Raw genomic sequence first — 14,695 nt, forward strand, 5'->3', positions numbered from 1 at the left:
ACCGTTCAAAACACGAGATGCCGCCATGATACACCAAATCAACGGGTTAAGGCTAAATGCGTCGCGCCTGCCAGTACACCCGCTTCCAGTAGACGTTATCGAGCGAGGAGCGGATCACCCCGCGGCTGGTCGACGCATGGATAAATTGGTCGTTGGTATCGTAAATGCCGACGTGCAGGCCGTTCTCACCGCCGCCGGTTTTGAAAAACACCAGATCGCCCGGCATCAGCTCATCGCGTGAAACCTTGGTGCCCAGTGAGGTTTGTTCTTCGGTCGAACGCGGCAGTTGCATGTCGAAGCGATCGCGGAACGTGCGGTAAACAAACCCGGAGCAATCCACGCCGCCGCGATCCAGGCCGCCGTAACGGTATGGCGTGCCGTACCACTGGCGCAGTTGTTCATTGAGCTGGGCTACCACCACGATAGAATCCGCCAGGCGGCCGCTGGGTGGCGGCGCATGGCTGCTGCAACCGGCGAGGATTAAACTGGCTAATAAAAACCACACACGCATCCGCATAATATCCCTTCATTGAACACGTTGCCGCATTATGCCATTCGGTACACCACTACACTGCCTGCGAGGCAAAGCCGGCACCACGTAAGGAGAGCGCTATTTCGCGTTAATTTATCTCCCGCACGGGGAAAAAGGCAAGCGCCATGAGGGAGATAATAGCAGGATCGCCGGTTTTGGCCCTATTGCGGCGATTTGGTCTCGGATTTGCTGTTAATCAGCCAGACGCCGAACAGAATAAACAGCGTGCCCAACGTTTTCAGCAGCGTAGCGGATTCGTTAAACCACGGCAGGATCACCGCCGCCAGGTAAACCAACGCATAGCTGACGCTCAGCAGAGGATAAGCGCGGTTTAACGGCAGATGGCGCAGCGCAAAGAACCAACACAGCATCGACAGCGCATAACCGAAGATGCCACCGCCCACCGCCAGCAGCGGCAGCCAGTAGTCGCCGATCAGCGCCAACGAGACGTCGGCGAACGACATCAGCGGGATTTGCACCATGCCCCACTTCATCAGCAACTGCGCCAGCGTCACCAGCAACACGCTGGCGGCGCCCCAGGCATAGCCCCTCATGAATGCACGCTCATCAGCAGGATCCCCAGCATAATCGACGCCACGCCGCACCAGTGGCGAACGGTTGTCGGCTCATGAAACAGCCAGCGCGCCGCCAGCGTCACCATTACGAAGTTCAGGCTGAGCATCGGGTAAGCCAGGCTGAGCGGCAGGCGTTGCAACACATTGAGCCACACCGCCATGCCCAGCCCCAACAGCAACACCGCCAACGCCAACCAGCGCAGCGTCTGTTTCAGCCGCGCCTCGTCTGCCCGTTCCCAGCAGTGCGCCGCCTGTTTCTGGCACAGCTGCCCACCACAGGTGAGCAGGCTGACCACTATCACCAACAAAAAACCGATCATGGTTGCTGTTTATACCACATCAGCACCAAGCGGTTCATACGATCCACCTTGTCTGCGGCCGGCAGCTCCTGCGGCAGCGCTTCATCACGGGACAGCTGCAACACCAGCGACACATTTCCCTGCTTGCGCGCCTGCGCCAGCCACTGCGGGAAGTCGGCATCGCTGATCAGGTGCCCCTTGGCGTCCGGATACTCCAGACCATAGGCCACCTCGCCTTTCTGGCTGTACATCAGCACGTCGCTGCGCTTCAGTTCCCAGGCCAGGCCGGCCGCCAATCCGACGCTGTCGCTCAACACATAGCGGCTGTCGCTCAGTTCGGCCATCGTGGCGCGGGCGAAGTTTTGCGGCAGTTTGGAATCGGTCACCTGTTGCGGAATGGCGTAACCGATCACCAGGCACAGCAGCACCGGGCAAGCCGCCGCCCAGCGCCATTGGCGGCCGTTATCGCGCGCAGAAACCAGTGCGAACAGCAGCCAGCCGCCGAAGGCGATCAGGCCGAGCACCACTTTCGGCCACTCCTGGGGAGTAAACAGATGCGCTTTCGGCAGCAGACCGGAGCTCAACACCACCAGCGCCACGATGCCAATCAGCCCGAACAGGCCGTTCAACCAGGCGTTGGCCTTGAACAGCCTGGCGCGCAGCGTGGCGGCATAGTCTTCCGCATAGGCGGTCATCAGCAGCGCCAGCGGCGCCATGCACGGCAGAATGTAGGTCGGCAGCTTGCCTTTGGCGATGCTGAAGAAGATCAGCGGCATCAGCGCCCAGCTCAGCAGGAAGAACAGCTCCGGACGCTGTACGCGCTCGCGCCAACCTTTGAGCAGCGCGCCGGGCAGCAGCGCCAGCCAAGGCAGCACCGCCGCCAGCAGAACCGGCAGGTAATACCAGAACGGCGCCTTGTGCTGGGCGTTATCTTCGGCGAAGCGCTGAATGTGCTCGACCCAGAAGAAGTAATTCCAGAAATCGGGCTCACGTTGCGCGATCGCCAGCGCCCACGGCAGGCTGAGCAACGTGGCGGTAACGATCGCCACCGGGCCGTAGCACAGCAGATCCTTGATGCGACGTTGCTGAATGACAATCGGGATCACCGCGATCACCGGCACCGCCAGCGCCAGGAAGCCCTTGGTCATAAAGCCCATGCCGCAGGCCAGGCCCAGCAAGGCGTAAGCGCCCAGCTTGCCCTTGACCGAGGAAGCCTTCAGCGTCAGGTAATAGCTGACCATCGCTGCCGCCAGCCACAGCGAAATCATCGGATCCAACACGCTGTAAGTGCCGATGCTGAACACCAGCACCATCGACAGGAACATCAGCGCCGCCAGGCTGGCGCGCCGCGCATTGCGCCACATCAGCATCGCCAGCGCGAACACCAGCAGCGCGGTCATGCCGGTGCTGAACACCGAGCCGAAGCGCACCGCAAAGTTGTTTTCGCCGAACAGCCATTGGCTGATGTTATTGAACCAGTAACCCGCTACCGGCTTCTCGAAATAGCGCAGCCCCAGCAGGTGCGGCACCACCCAATCGCCGCGTTGCAGCATCTCACGGCTGATCTCGGCATAACGCGTTTCATCCGGCTGCCACAGCAGGCGACCGTTAAGCGGGATCAGATAGACCAGAGCAAAAAAAACGGCCAGCAGAATGGCCCAGGATCCTTTTAGCGCCTTCATGTAACGTCCTTCACATCGGTTTGACAGCCCAGCCAACCTTCGCGGCCGGGGAAAGGAGCGCGCTTGATGCGGCCCAACGGCAGTGACGCCAAATCTTGCGGTAACAGCGCGCTCAGCGGGCAGAATTCGATGCCCTGCTGCCGTGCGCGTTGCAATAACTGTTCGAACATCGCCGCTTGCGACATGCCTTCCACTTCGGTGTGAATGGTGTACACCGGTACGCCGCGATCGTTCTCGATGGCGCGCAGAATGTAGTCGTTGAAGTCGGCCATGCTGACTTCGCTGCCAATCACTTCATCGAAGGTCGGCAACGTCACCGGGATCTGCACCGTACCGTGACGCCCGTCGCTCAGCACCGGACGGAACGGATGAGTGCCGCGGCAATCGCTGTTGTAATGGAAGCCGAAGCGCTGCTTGACCTCCAGCACGCGCGTATCGGCGCGCCAGCCCGCCACGGCGGAGCATTTCACCGGCTGGCCGGTGCAGGCGCTCAGGGCGTCGACACCCAATTGCACCTGCTCGGTCAATTGCACCTCGCTCCACTTGCCGACCTTGGCCTGCCAGCCCTGGTGATCCCAGGCGTGCAGCCCGACTTCATGGCCGGCTTCGGCGGTGCGCTTCATCAGCGGCCCCAACGCGCGCGAAATATTGCGCCCCGGCCAGGCGGTGCCGGCCAGCAGAATATCCAGGCCGTACAGCGAGGCGGCGTTCGAACGCAGCATTTTCCACAGAAATTTCGGACGCAAAAGGCGCCAAAGATGGCGCCCCATGTTGTCCGGTCCCACGCTGAAGAAGAAGCTGGCCTGAATGTCGTACTTTTCGAACAGGTCCAGCAACTGCGGCACCCCTTCACGGGTGCCGCTGAAGGTATCTACATCAACCCGCAGACCGACTTTCTTCATGCACCGTTCCCTTCCTGAACGGTTGTGCGCAGGAAGTAGTCCAGCGTATCGGCGACGGTTTGCTTCATCTCGATGGTCGGCTGCCAACCCAGCAGGCGGTGAGCGTTTTTGATGCTCGGCGTGCGGTGCTCGACGTCCTGGTAACCTTTGCCGTAGTAGCTGCTGCTCTCTACGTCCTTGAAGCCGGCAAACGGCGGGAAGCGATCGCGCAACGGGTGGTTGTTGAAGCTTTCCAGCAGCATTTCCGCCAGCTCGCGAATGCTCGCTTCGTTGGTCGGGTTGCCGATGTTGACGATCTGGCCGTCGCACAGGCCGTCGCGGTTCTCAATGATGCGGAACAGCGCTTCGATGCCGTCGTTGATGTCGGTGAAGCAACGTTTCTGCGCGCCGCCGTCCATCAGTTTGATCGGCGAACCTTCCACCAGGTTGAGGATCAGCTGGGTGATGGCGCGGGAAGAGCCGATGCGCGCAGCGTCCAGGTTATCCAGGCGCGGCCCCATCCAGTTGAACGGACGGAACAGCGTGAACTTCAGGCCTTCTTTGGCGCCGTAAGCCCAGATCACCCGATCCAGCAGCTGTTTGGAGACCGAATAGATCCAGCGCTGCTTGTTGATTGGCCCGACGATAAGACGCGAATGGTCTTCGTCGAACTCTTTATCGTCGCACATGCCGTACACTTCAGATGTGGACGGGAAGATGATGCGCTTGTTGTATTTCACGCAGTCGCGAACGATCTTCAGGTTCTCTTCGAAGTCCAGCTCGAACACGCGCAGCGGGTTACGGGTGTATTCGATCGGCGTCGCGATCGCCACCAGCGGCAGCACCACGTCGCATTTCTTGATGTGATACTCGATCCACTCGGAGTGGATGCTGATGTCGCCTTCCACAAAGTGGAAACGCGGGTTGTCGAGGAAGCGGCTGATGGCGTCGGAACCGATATCCAGACCGTAGATGTCGTAACGGTCATCGCGCAGCAGGCGCTCGGTCAGGTGGTTGCCGATGAAGCCGTTAACCCCGAGGATCAGCACGCGGGTGCGGCGTTTCATCACGGCGTTGGGCTTGGCGGCCAGACGCACGTCGGTGACGATGCCCATTTCCTGCGCCAGGCGGCTGCCCTGCACGTACAGGCCACTTTCGTTCTGCCCGGCGACGATTTCCAGCGCACCTTCGCCACAGGCGATGACCAGCGGCGAGGTGCTCAGCACGGTGCCCGGCTGTTTATCGTGTTGGGTGTCCAGCACGCGAGAGCGCCAGACGATCAGCTTGCGCTGACCGAGGTGGCTGAAGGCACCCGGGTACGGCTCGGTGACGGCGCGCACCAGGTTGTTGATCTCTTTGGCGGATTTGTGCCACAGGATCTCACCGTCCGCCGGGGTGCGGCGACCGAAGTAGCTGGCCTGAGACTCATCCTGCCGGGTGAAAGTGGCGGTGCCGTTCTTCAGTTTCGGCAGCTGCTCTTTCAACACGATCTGCGCGGCTTCCAGCACTTTTTTGTGCAGCGTCAGCGCGGTGTCGCTGTCGGCAATGGTCACTTTCTGCTGACCGACGATGTCACCGGCGTCCGGGCGTTTCACCATTTTGTGCAGCGTGGCGCCGGTTTCGGTTTCGCCATTCACCAGCGCCCAGTTCACCGGCGCGCGGCCGCGGTAACGCGGCAGCAACGAGCCGTGCAGATTGAAACCGCCCTGCGGCGCCAGCGACAAGATCTCGTCGCTCAGCATGTGGCGGTAATAGAACGAGAAGATCACGTCCGGCTGCAGTGCGCGAATGCGGTCAACCCACAGCGGGTGATTTACGTCTTCCGGCGCATAGACCGGCAGATCCAATTCGGCGCCCAAACGGGCCACAGAGGAGAAGAAGTTGTTCTCACCAGGGTCGTCGGTGTGCGTGAACACGGCCTGCACGTCATAACCCGCCTCAGTCAGCGCTTTCAGACCTGCGCAGCCAATATCATGGTAAGCAAATACAATAGCTTTCATCATTCTTCTTCCTGAGTATTGTGGTCATGCTGTGCACCGACCACTTTCTGAACAAAATAGCGAGGACGCGCACGCACGTCGGTATAGATACGGCCGATGTATTCACCCAACAGCCCCATGCCGACAAACTGGGCGCCGATAAAGGTGAACAGGACGGCGAAAAGGGTGAACACGCCGCCGGCGGCCCATTCAGGGCCGAGCAGCAGACGCAGCGCAATCAGCACCAGCGCCAGCACAAACCCGGACAGCGCCACGATGCTGCCGACCACGCTGAGCAAACGCAGCGGCGTAGTGGTGAGGCAGGTGATCAGGTCATACATCAGGTTGATCAGCTTCATCAGGCTGTACTTGGAGTCGCCAAACTCGCGCTCAGCGTGGCGCACGTCGATCTCGGTGGTACGGCGGGCGAAGGTGTTCGCCAGAATCGGGATAAAGGTGCTGCGCTCATGACAGTGCAGCATCGCCTCAACGATATGACGACGGTAGGCGCGCAGCATGCAGCCGTAGTCCCCCATCGACTTGCCGGTGGCGCGTTGAATCATCATGTTGATCACGCGCGAGGCACTTTTGCGGAACCAGGAGTCCTGACGGTTGGCGCGCACGGTGCCCACCACGTCATAGCCCTCTTCCGCCACGCTAACCAAACGAGGGATCTCCTCCGGCGGGTTCTGCAGATCGGCGTCCAGCGTAATCACCAGATCGCCGGTCACCTGGTTGAAACCGGCCATGATCGCCGAGTGCTGGCCGTAGTTGCGGTTCAGCAAAACGGCGATCACGTGGCTGTCCGGCTTTTCCGCCGCCGCGGTCAACATGTCAGCGGAGTTGTCGCTGCTGCCATCGTCGACGAGGATGATTTCATAAGGTTGAGATAACTGCTTACAGGCGGCAGTAGTACGCTCCAGCAACGCCGGCAGGCTTTCCTGCTCGTTGTATACCGGAATGACTACCGACACTTTTTTAATCGGTTCAACGCGAGACACGTAAAGACTCCACAACAGAAGACAAGGCATTGACCACGCGATCCACGTCGGCGTCGGTCATATCAGGGAATAGCGGTAAGGTGCACAGCCGCGCCGAGTTCCATTCGGTATTCGGCAACGACAGCTGCGGATAGCGCTCACGGTAGAATTTCTGGGTGTGCGCGGCGCGGAAATGCAGCCCGGTGCCGATGCCAACCTCTTTCAGGCGCTCCATCAGCTGGTCGCGATCGATACCGCAACGCGCTGGATCGACGCGCACCATAAACAGGTGCCAGGCGTGGTCATGCGGATAATCCGGCACGCCCAACGGCTGGAACGGCGAGCCTTCCAGCGCGCTCAGGTAGCGCTGCGCCAGCGCCTTACGGCGCGCGTTCAGCTCGGCGAAGCGCGACAGTTGCACCACGGCGATCGCCGCGTGAATGTCGGACAGGTTGTATTTGTATCCCGGCTCCACCACTTCGGCCTGCGGTTTGCGGCCCAGCTGCTGGCGATCGAAGGCATCGACGGCCAGGCCGTGGAACTTCAGGCAACGCAGGCGATCCGCCAGCGCATCGTCGTCGGTGGCGATCAGGCCGCCTTCGGCGCAGGTCACGTTTTTAATCGCGTGGAACGAGAAAATCGCCGTGCCGCGCGCGCCGACCCATTCGCCGTTGTAACGCGTGCCGACCGCATGGGCGGCGTCTTCGATTAACGGCAGACGATGGCGTTCGGCCACGGCGCGCAAAGCGTCCATCTGCAGGGGGGCGCCGGCATAATGCACTGGAACAATCGCTTTGGTTTTCGGGGTGATGGCAGCCTCGACATCGGCAGCGCTGACCATCAAGGTCTCACGGTCAACGTCGATCATTACCGGCGTAGCGCCCAGCAGTTCGATCATGTTGAGGGTGGAAACCCAGGTTTGCGAAGGGGTGATGACTTCGTCGCCGGGCCCGATGCCCAGCGCCATCAGCGTGATGTGCATGCCCGCGGTGGCGGAACTGACGGCGATGGCGTGCTTACAGCCGAAAGTGGAACAGAAGTCATTTTCCAGTTGCTGGTTTTGCGGCCCGGTGGTGATCCAGCCGGAACGCAACACTTTCTCTACCGCGGCGATTTCTTCGTCGCCAATGGCCGGACGAGAGAAAGGCAAAAATTGATCCATAGTTAACCCCAAACGTATCGAACTGCTTTTGATGACACTGTAAATCCCTTTCGTTTAACGAATATTAAACGCCAGAGAAGAATCGTTTCCGTGGATTAACTGCCAATGTAAGGCCGCAAGCTTAACTAAACCTTAAGACGAGACTTGTCATCAGTGGGAGAACTGATAGGAAGGCGCCGTCATCATTAATTTAATTTTATTATGTAAATCAATTTCTTATATTTTTTAATAATTACTTACGTATTTTATTTTTGCCGAATCAAGCGTAGCACGTCATTGGCGTTTTTCAAGAAAACTCACGAGAAAATGAGAGGCAGCACAATAATAGCCGATGATTACCCGGCTATTTATATTCACTACGTTTAGTTTTCGTTTATATTTATACCCCAGGGCGAATTAAGCCGTGCGGGTCATGATCCAACGCTGGTTCCCCACCCATTGCAGGTGGAAATCCACTTCATAGATCTGCGACAACAGTGCGGGCGCCATCACCTCACGGGTGATGCCCTGCGCGACCAACTGCCCAGCGTGCAGTAACCAAACCCGATCGGCCTGCTGCAGGGTATGATTCAGATCGTGTGCGCACACCAGCGCGCTGCGCCCACTTTGGCAGAATTCGCGCAGCAGGCGATCCAGCGCGACCTTTTGCGCCACATCCAGGCTATTGGTTGGTTCATCCAGCAACAACAATCGGCTGTGCGGGTTAACGCTGGGCCACACCTGCAGCAATACCGCCGCCAGCCGCACCCGTTGCCATTCTCCACCGGAAAGCTGTGTCAGCATGCGTGACAGTTTATCCACCAGCTTCAACCGCTGGCACAGATAGAGGATGGTGTGTTCCACCTCGGTTTGCGCCGCGCCGGCAGGCCGGTGCAACGCCAAATACTGAAACACCGGCATCAGCGACACCGGCGGCTGTTGCTGGCTGAGATAACCGCGTCGGCGCGCCAGCTCGCTCCCCGGATAATCGGAGAGCGCACGTCCGTCCAGGCAGACTTCGCCCCGCCCCGGCAGCATACCCGCCACCCGCGCCAGCAGGGTACTCTTCCCTGCGCCATTTGGGCCGATCAGGTGAACCTGCAACCCGCCGTCAATCTGTGCCGAAAAAGGCGCCAGGCGCCCCGCCACCCCAACCTCAACGAGTTGCAGCATCCGTATTACCCTGCCAGCGCCTGTTTCACCGCCGCCACCAGCGCCGGATCCTCAGGTGTGGTGTCAGGCGAGAAGCGCTGGATCACCGTGCCGTCGCGCGCGATAAGGAATTTCTCAAAGTTCCACAGAATATCGCCGGGATGCTTCGGCGCACGCCCTTTGCTGGTCATCCGCGCCAGGAACTCGCTGCCTTCCGGCGCGACGGCCTCCGGCTGTGCGGCAATCAACGCTTGGTACAGCGGATGACGGTGTTCGCCGTTCACCTCAATCTTGGCAAACATTGGGAATTGCACGCCGAAGGTGCCGCGGCAAAACGCCAGGATCTCTTCGTTGCTGCCCGGCTCCTGGCCCAGGAATTCATTGGACGGGAACCCCAGCACTTCCAGCCCCCGCTCGCGATAGGTTTCGTACAGCGCTTCCAGCCCTTCGTACTGCTTGGTCAGGCCGCACTCCGAGGCCACGTTGACCACCAGCAGCACCTTGCCCTGATAGGCACCCAGCGTGGTCGTCTGATTTTCGATGGTTTGTAACGGCAGGTTGTCGATTGGCTTGCTCATCGGTTGTCATCCTTTGGTTTTTTAATGGCAGGTGAATGAAGAAAACTACCTTACGCCTTTTGTCCGGGTCAGTAACCAGATAAATAGCGGCGCCCCCAGCGTGGCTGTCACCACGCCGATCGGCAGCTCGGCCGCCAGCAGCGCAACGCGGGCGATCACATCGGCCACCAGCAACACCCCGGCCCCCGCCAGCGCGCAGGCCGACAGCAGATAGCGCTGGTCTGTCAGGCCGGTGAGCCGCAAAATATGCGGGATCACCAGCCCAACGAAGCCGATCACCCCGGCGAGCGCCACGCTGACGCCAACCAGCCAGCCGATCGCCAGCACCAGCAGGTTACGCCACACATGCAGCGACAGCCCGAGCTGGCGCGCCTGCACCTCGCCCAGCGCCATCAGGTTGAGCGCTCGGCCCTGGCCACACAGCCACAGCAACACCGGCAGCAGCACCAGCACCAGCCACTTTTGGCGCCAGTCGACGCCGCCGAAACCGCCCATCATCCAGTACATCAGCTGCCGCAGATCGAGGCTGGTGCTGAAATAGACCGCCCAGGTCATCAGCGCGCTGCACACGATGCCCAGCGCTACGCCGACCAGCAACAGCCGTGCATTGGTCAGACGTCGCCGGCGAGCGAAGCCCAGCAGCAAGAAGGTCATCGCCAACGCACCGGCTATCGCGGCGGCGCTCATCAGCGCCACCGGCAACAAACCGTGCCCCAACAACACCGTCAGCACCAGCGCTACGCCGGCGCCGTTAGCGACGCCCAGCAGACCGGGCTCCGCCAGAGGATTTTCAAACAGCGCCTGCATCACCGCGCCCGCCACCGCCAGGGCGGCGCCGACCAGCATCACCGCCAGCGCGCGCGGCAAACGCAGTTGCCAAACAAACAGTTGCGCTCGATCGCTGAACCACGCTGACGGCCATATCCATTGGTCGCCGGCGCAAAGGCTGACCAGCAACGCCACCGCCACGCCCAGCGCCAACAGACTGAGCTGGCGTTTATCGCGGTAGCGTTGATGTTGCAACAGTAAGGTGAAGGTACGGCTGGTTGGCATGGCGCGGCGGTTCCCTGCCGGCCGCTGTCGTGGCCGGATAATTGACGTTTGAGTCGAATATTAGGGGGTTAACGCCGCAAGGGGAAGTCTTGCGTGGATAGTGGCTCAGGAAAGCAGCGGCTGGCCTTGCCCGTCATCGCAACAATGATGGCAAAACCAGCCGCCGATAAACTCAGGGATTAACGATGCGGGCCGGCGTTGCCCGGTGGATAAGGTTGGCCGCGGCCATCATCGCGGCGGTCATGGTCACCGCGATCGTCATGACGGCGGTCGTGGTCGCCACTATCGCGATCGCCGTGGAATGGATTGCCGCTGCGTTCCGGCTCACGATGCTCATAGCCACGCGGCGGCGAAGGTTGCCAGCGTCCGCCGTCCCAGTACATACCGCGCGCATTGCGCTCACCCAGGCCGCGGCCCTGGTGCGCATGCCACCACTGCGGTGGACGCCAGTCGTAGCCATCCCAGTAATAGCCGCGACGGTCCTGATCCCCCAGATGCAGAGAAACGCCCGGCACGTTGATATCGACGGAGACATCGGCCTTCGCCGCCAGCGGCAGCAACAGCGGGAAACACACCAGCAACAGGATCTTTTTCATTTCACCTTCTCACTCTATTTTCTTGCTGCAGTGGTTATATCAGCGTGCTTATTTAACGACTATCTCACCGATGCCTATTTTCAGATTGTTTTCGACGGCCTTACACAATCCCTACACTGTTTGCCGCCGCCTTTAATTATCATAACCACTGACAAGATTTAACGAATAACTGACGTCTCTCAAGCGGCGCGGCAATTATAGTTAAATGGATTTCCACCGGAGGATTATAAGATGATTAAACGTATCGGTATGCTGCTGACCGTTGTAGCCCTGGCCTCAACCCTGAGCGCCTGCTGCTGGGGCCCGCACGGGGGCGGTGGCCACCGCGGCGACGGCCCTGGCCATTATTACGGCCGTTATTGAAACAACAAATATGGCTGCTCACCACACAAAATAAGATATAAGAATACTCCGTAATTGAGATTAAATAAATTTTCGCCGAGGCGATTTAATGAATAATTTTAATTCATGCATTGCCCATTAGGAATAAACTGAATTTTTTCTCAGAAAAGAAAAAGGCCGCGCAAGCGGCCTTTTTTGATGTCACGTCACTCACCCTTTCGGGCTGGCGTTTTCTACCCGGCTTTTCAGCTTCTGCCCCGGACGGAAGGTCACCACACGGCGCGCCGTAATCGGAATGTCTTCGCCGGTCTTCGGGTTACGCCCCGGACGTTGGTTCTTGTCACGCAGATCAAAGTTGCCAAAACCCGACAGTTTTACCTGTTCGCCATTCTCAAGAGCCCGACGGACCTCTTCAAAGAACAGTTCCACCAGGTCTTTGGCGTCCCGTTTGCTAAGCCCAAGCTTCTCAAACAGGTGTTCTGACATTTCAGCTTTAGTAAGCGCCATAGGTTCAATCCCTCAAGGATGCTTGGAATCGCTGTTTTAGAGCCTCTACGCATTTTGCAACGGTAGCGGCTATCTCCTCTTCTTCCAGTGTACGAGCGGTATCCTGCAATACCAGACTGATAGCCAGGCTCTTGTCACCTTCTGCCACGCCCTTGCCACGGTACACGTCAAACAAGTTTACGCCAACTACCTGATTTGCGCCAACTTTCTTACACTCGGCCAAAATATCTTCTGCGGGGACGTTTTCAGCCACCACAATGGCGATATCACGGCGGTTTGCCGGGAAGCGCGAAATCTCCCGCGCCTGAGGCACGGCGCGGCTCGCAAGCTTGTTCCACTCCAGTTCAAACACCACGGTGCGGCCGTTAAGATCCAGTTTACGTTCAAGTTCCGGGTGAACCACACCGATGAAACCTACGCGTTCGCCGTGCAAATAAATCGCCGCACTTTGCCCTGGATGCAGGGCCGGATTGGCTTCCGCCCGGAACTGAATTTCGGATAATTTACCGGTCAGCTCGAGGACGGACTCCAGATCCCCTTTTAAATCATAGAAGTCGACGGGCTTGCGCGCCAGATCCCAATGTTCATCGTGCGTATGGCCGGCGATCACGCCCGCCAGCATGACATCCTGACGGATACCCAGATCTGCCGCACTATCAGGCACAAAGCGCAGGCCGCTTTCGAACAGACGCAGACGCGTCTGCTGGCGGTTCTGGTTGTACACCACCGAAGACAGCAGGCCGGTCCACAGCGACAGGCGCATCGCCGACATTTCTACCGAAATCGGGCTTGGCAGGATCAGCGCTTCTTCATTCGGGTGCAGCAGCGCCTGCACCTTCGGATCGACGAAGCTGTAGGTGATCGCTTCCTGATAACCGTGATCGACCAGCATGGTCTTCACGCGCTTCAGCGTCAGATCGGCTTCGCGATGCTGGGTCATCACCAGATCGGCGCGCACCGGCACATCCGGGATGTTGTCGTAGCCGTAAACGCGCGCCACTTCTTCCACCAGATCCTCTTCGATCTCCATATCGAAACGCCAGCTTGGCGCGACCGCTTGCCAGCTGTCGCCCTGCTCGGTCACCTGGCAACCCAGGCGGCGCAGAATGTCGCTGACCTGCTCGCTCGGCACCACGTGGCCGATCAGGCGATCCAGTTTCTCGCGGCGCAGCGTGATGGTGGCGCGCTTCGGCAGTTCGTTCTCGTGGGTCACGTCGATAATCGGGCCGGCCTGACCGCCGCAAATATCGAGCAGCAGGCGCGTGGCGCGTTCCATCGCTTTGTACTGCAGCGCCGGATCGACACCGCGCTCATAGCGGTGAGAAGCGTCGGTGTGCAGGCCGTGACGACGCGCGCGGCCGGTGATCGACAGCGGGCTGAAGAAGGCGCATTCCAGCAGCACGTCCTGAGTTTCCCCGTTGACGCCGGAATGCTCACCACCGAAGATGCCGCCCATCGCCAACGCTTTTTGATGATCGGCGATCACTAAGGTGTCGGCGTTCAGTTTGGCTTCACTGCCGTCCAGCAGCCTCAGCGTTTCGCCTTCTTCCGCCATGCGCACCACGATGCCGCCGTCGATGCGGCTCAGATCGAAAGCGTGCATCGGCTGGCCAAGCTCCAGCAGCACATAGTTGGTGACGTCAACCACCGCATCGATGGAGCGGATGCCGCAGCGACGCAGCTTTTCACGCATCCACAGCGGGCTTGGCGCCTTGACGTCGATGCCTTTCACCACACGGCCCAGATAGCGCGGGCACGCCTGCGGCGCGTCAACGCGGATCGGCAGCGTGGCGTCAATCGCAGCAGCCACCGGGCTCATGTCTGGCTCGGTCAGCGCCACCTGGTTGAGTACGCCCACGTCGCGCGCGACGCCGATGATACCCAGGCAGTCGGCGCGGTTCGGGGTAACGCTGATCTCGATGGTGTTGTCGTTCAGTTTCAGATAGTCACGGATGTCGGTGCCGATCGGCGCATCCAGCGGCAGCTCGATGATGCCGTCATGATCGTCGGAAATGCCCAGCTCGGAGAACGAGCACAGCATGCCTTCCGAAGGCTCGCCGCGCAGCTTGGCGGCTTTGATTTTGAAATCGCCCGGCAGCACCGCGCCCACGGTGGCGACCGCCACTTTCAGGCCGGTACGGCAGTTCGGCGCGCCGCAAACGATGTCGAGCAAGCGATCGCCGCCCACGTTAACTTTAGTGACGCGCAGTTTGTCGGCGTTCGGGTGCTGACCGCACTCGACCACTTCACCCACCACAACGCCGTTAAACGCGCCGGCAACCGGATCCACGCCGTCCACTTCCAGGCCGGCCATGGTGATTTGATCGGATAATGCTTCGCTGCTGATGGCCGGGTTTACCCACTCGCGCAACCAGAGTTCACTGAATTTCATGTGATA

General features: G+C 59.7%; 15 protein-coding genes. 1 reads left to right on the plus strand and 14 read right to left on the minus strand.

Translation table 11 applies throughout. From position 1 onward, the window contains the following. Positions 1 to 52: 52 nt before the first annotated feature. From AC2CGQ_RS08575 to AC2CGQ_RS08630, 12 genes are all read right to left on the minus strand, one after another. Positions 53 to 517 (minus strand): NlpC/P60 family protein, encoded by a 465-nt coding sequence (locus AC2CGQ_RS08575; protein WP_016927954.1) that lies wholly within the window; start codon positions 515 to 517, stop codon positions 53 to 55. Between the two features lie 176 nt (positions 518 to 693). Further along, positions 694 to 1,086 (minus strand): 4-amino-4-deoxy-L-arabinose-phosphoundecaprenol flippase subunit ArnF, encoded by a 393-nt coding sequence (arnF, locus tag AC2CGQ_RS08580; RefSeq protein WP_044031356.1) that lies wholly within the window; start codon positions 1,084 to 1,086, stop codon positions 694 to 696. Next, a complete protein-coding gene (gene arnE, locus AC2CGQ_RS08585) occupies positions 1,083 to 1,427 on the minus strand; it encodes a 4-amino-4-deoxy-L-arabinose-phosphoundecaprenol flippase subunit ArnE (protein ID WP_004931404.1) in 345 nt (114 codons plus the stop codon). Before arnE ends, arnF begins: the two co-directional genes overlap by 4 nt. Then, positions 1,424 to 3,088, minus strand: a complete 1,665-nt coding sequence (arnT, locus tag AC2CGQ_RS08590; RefSeq protein WP_021505478.1) for a lipid IV(A) 4-amino-4-deoxy-L-arabinosyltransferase — start codon at positions 3,086 to 3,088, stop codon at positions 1,424 to 1,426. The genes arnE and arnT overlap by 4 nt, the downstream gene beginning before the upstream one ends. After that, the gene (gene arnD, locus AC2CGQ_RS08595; RefSeq protein ID WP_160125417.1) at positions 3,085 to 3,990 is read right to left on the minus strand and encodes a 4-deoxy-4-formamido-L-arabinose-phosphoundecaprenol deformylase; all 906 of its coding nucleotides are present in this window, start codon (positions 3,988 to 3,990) and stop codon (positions 3,085 to 3,087) included. Before arnD ends, arnT begins: the two co-directional genes overlap by 4 nt. Beyond that, the gene (arnA, locus tag AC2CGQ_RS08600; RefSeq protein WP_049186335.1) at positions 3,987 to 5,969 is read right to left on the minus strand and encodes a bifunctional UDP-4-amino-4-deoxy-L-arabinose formyltransferase/UDP-glucuronic acid oxidase ArnA; all 1,983 of its coding nucleotides are present in this window, start codon (positions 5,967 to 5,969) and stop codon (positions 3,987 to 3,989) included. The genes arnD and arnA overlap by 4 nt, the downstream gene beginning before the upstream one ends. Further along, on the minus strand, positions 5,969 to 6,949 hold the full coding sequence (gene arnC, locus AC2CGQ_RS08605) for an undecaprenyl-phosphate 4-deoxy-4-formamido-L-arabinose transferase (protein ID WP_015377702.1): 981 nt from the start codon (positions 6,947 to 6,949) through the stop codon (positions 5,969 to 5,971). The genes arnA and arnC overlap by 1 nt, the downstream gene beginning before the upstream one ends. Beyond that, a complete protein-coding gene (arnB, locus tag AC2CGQ_RS08610) occupies positions 6,936 to 8,090 on the minus strand; it encodes a UDP-4-amino-4-deoxy-L-arabinose aminotransferase (protein ID WP_021505481.1) in 1,155 nt (384 codons plus the stop codon). Before arnB ends, arnC begins: the two co-directional genes overlap by 14 nt. 396 nt (positions 8,091 to 8,486) lie before the next feature. Continuing rightward, complete coding sequence (btuD, locus tag AC2CGQ_RS08615) at positions 8,487 to 9,242, minus strand: vitamin B12 ABC transporter ATP-binding protein BtuD (protein WP_021505482.1); 756 nt, start codon at positions 9,240 to 9,242, stop codon at positions 8,487 to 8,489. 5 nt (positions 9,243 to 9,247) lie between these two features. Continuing rightward, positions 9,248 to 9,799 carry a glutathione peroxidase gene (locus tag AC2CGQ_RS08620; RefSeq protein ID WP_004931411.1) on the minus strand — a complete coding sequence of 184 codons (552 nt, stop codon included), beginning with the start codon at positions 9,797 to 9,799 and terminating at the stop codon, positions 9,248 to 9,250. A 45-nt stretch (positions 9,800 to 9,844) separates the two neighbouring features. Next, the gene (gene btuC, locus AC2CGQ_RS08625; protein ID WP_484593577.1) at positions 9,845 to 10,852 is read right to left on the minus strand and encodes a vitamin B12 ABC transporter permease BtuC; all 1,008 of its coding nucleotides are present in this window, start codon (positions 10,850 to 10,852) and stop codon (positions 9,845 to 9,847) included. Positions 10,853 to 11,031: 179 nt separating this feature from the next. Further along, positions 11,032 to 11,448, minus strand: a complete 417-nt coding sequence (locus AC2CGQ_RS08630; protein ID WP_088381522.1) for a DUF2502 domain-containing protein — start codon at positions 11,446 to 11,448, stop codon at positions 11,032 to 11,034. Positions 11,449 to 11,679: 231 nt separating this feature from the next. Between AC2CGQ_RS08630 and AC2CGQ_RS08635 the strand changes: the two genes are divergently transcribed. Continuing rightward, positions 11,680 to 11,811 (plus strand): hypothetical protein, encoded by a 132-nt coding sequence (locus tag AC2CGQ_RS08635; RefSeq protein ID WP_015377698.1) that lies wholly within the window; start codon positions 11,680 to 11,682, stop codon positions 11,809 to 11,811. A gap of 189 nt (positions 11,812 to 12,000) precedes the next feature. Here AC2CGQ_RS08635 and ihfA read toward each other — a convergent pair whose 3' ends face one another. Both ihfA and pheT read right to left on the minus strand, forming a co-directional pair. Then, positions 12,001 to 12,297, minus strand: coding sequence for an integration host factor subunit alpha (ihfA, locus tag AC2CGQ_RS08640; protein ID WP_004931414.1), 297 nt, complete (start codon positions 12,295 to 12,297; stop codon positions 12,001 to 12,003). Positions 12,298 to 12,301: 4 nt separating this feature from the next. Beyond that, positions 12,302 to 14,689 (minus strand): phenylalanine--tRNA ligase subunit beta, encoded by a 2,388-nt coding sequence (gene pheT / locus AC2CGQ_RS08645; protein WP_484593578.1) that lies wholly within the window; start codon positions 14,687 to 14,689, stop codon positions 12,302 to 12,304. Positions 14,690 to 14,695: the final 6 nt, after the last annotated feature.

The organism is Serratia sp. DFXYC6 (assembly GCF_057196085.1).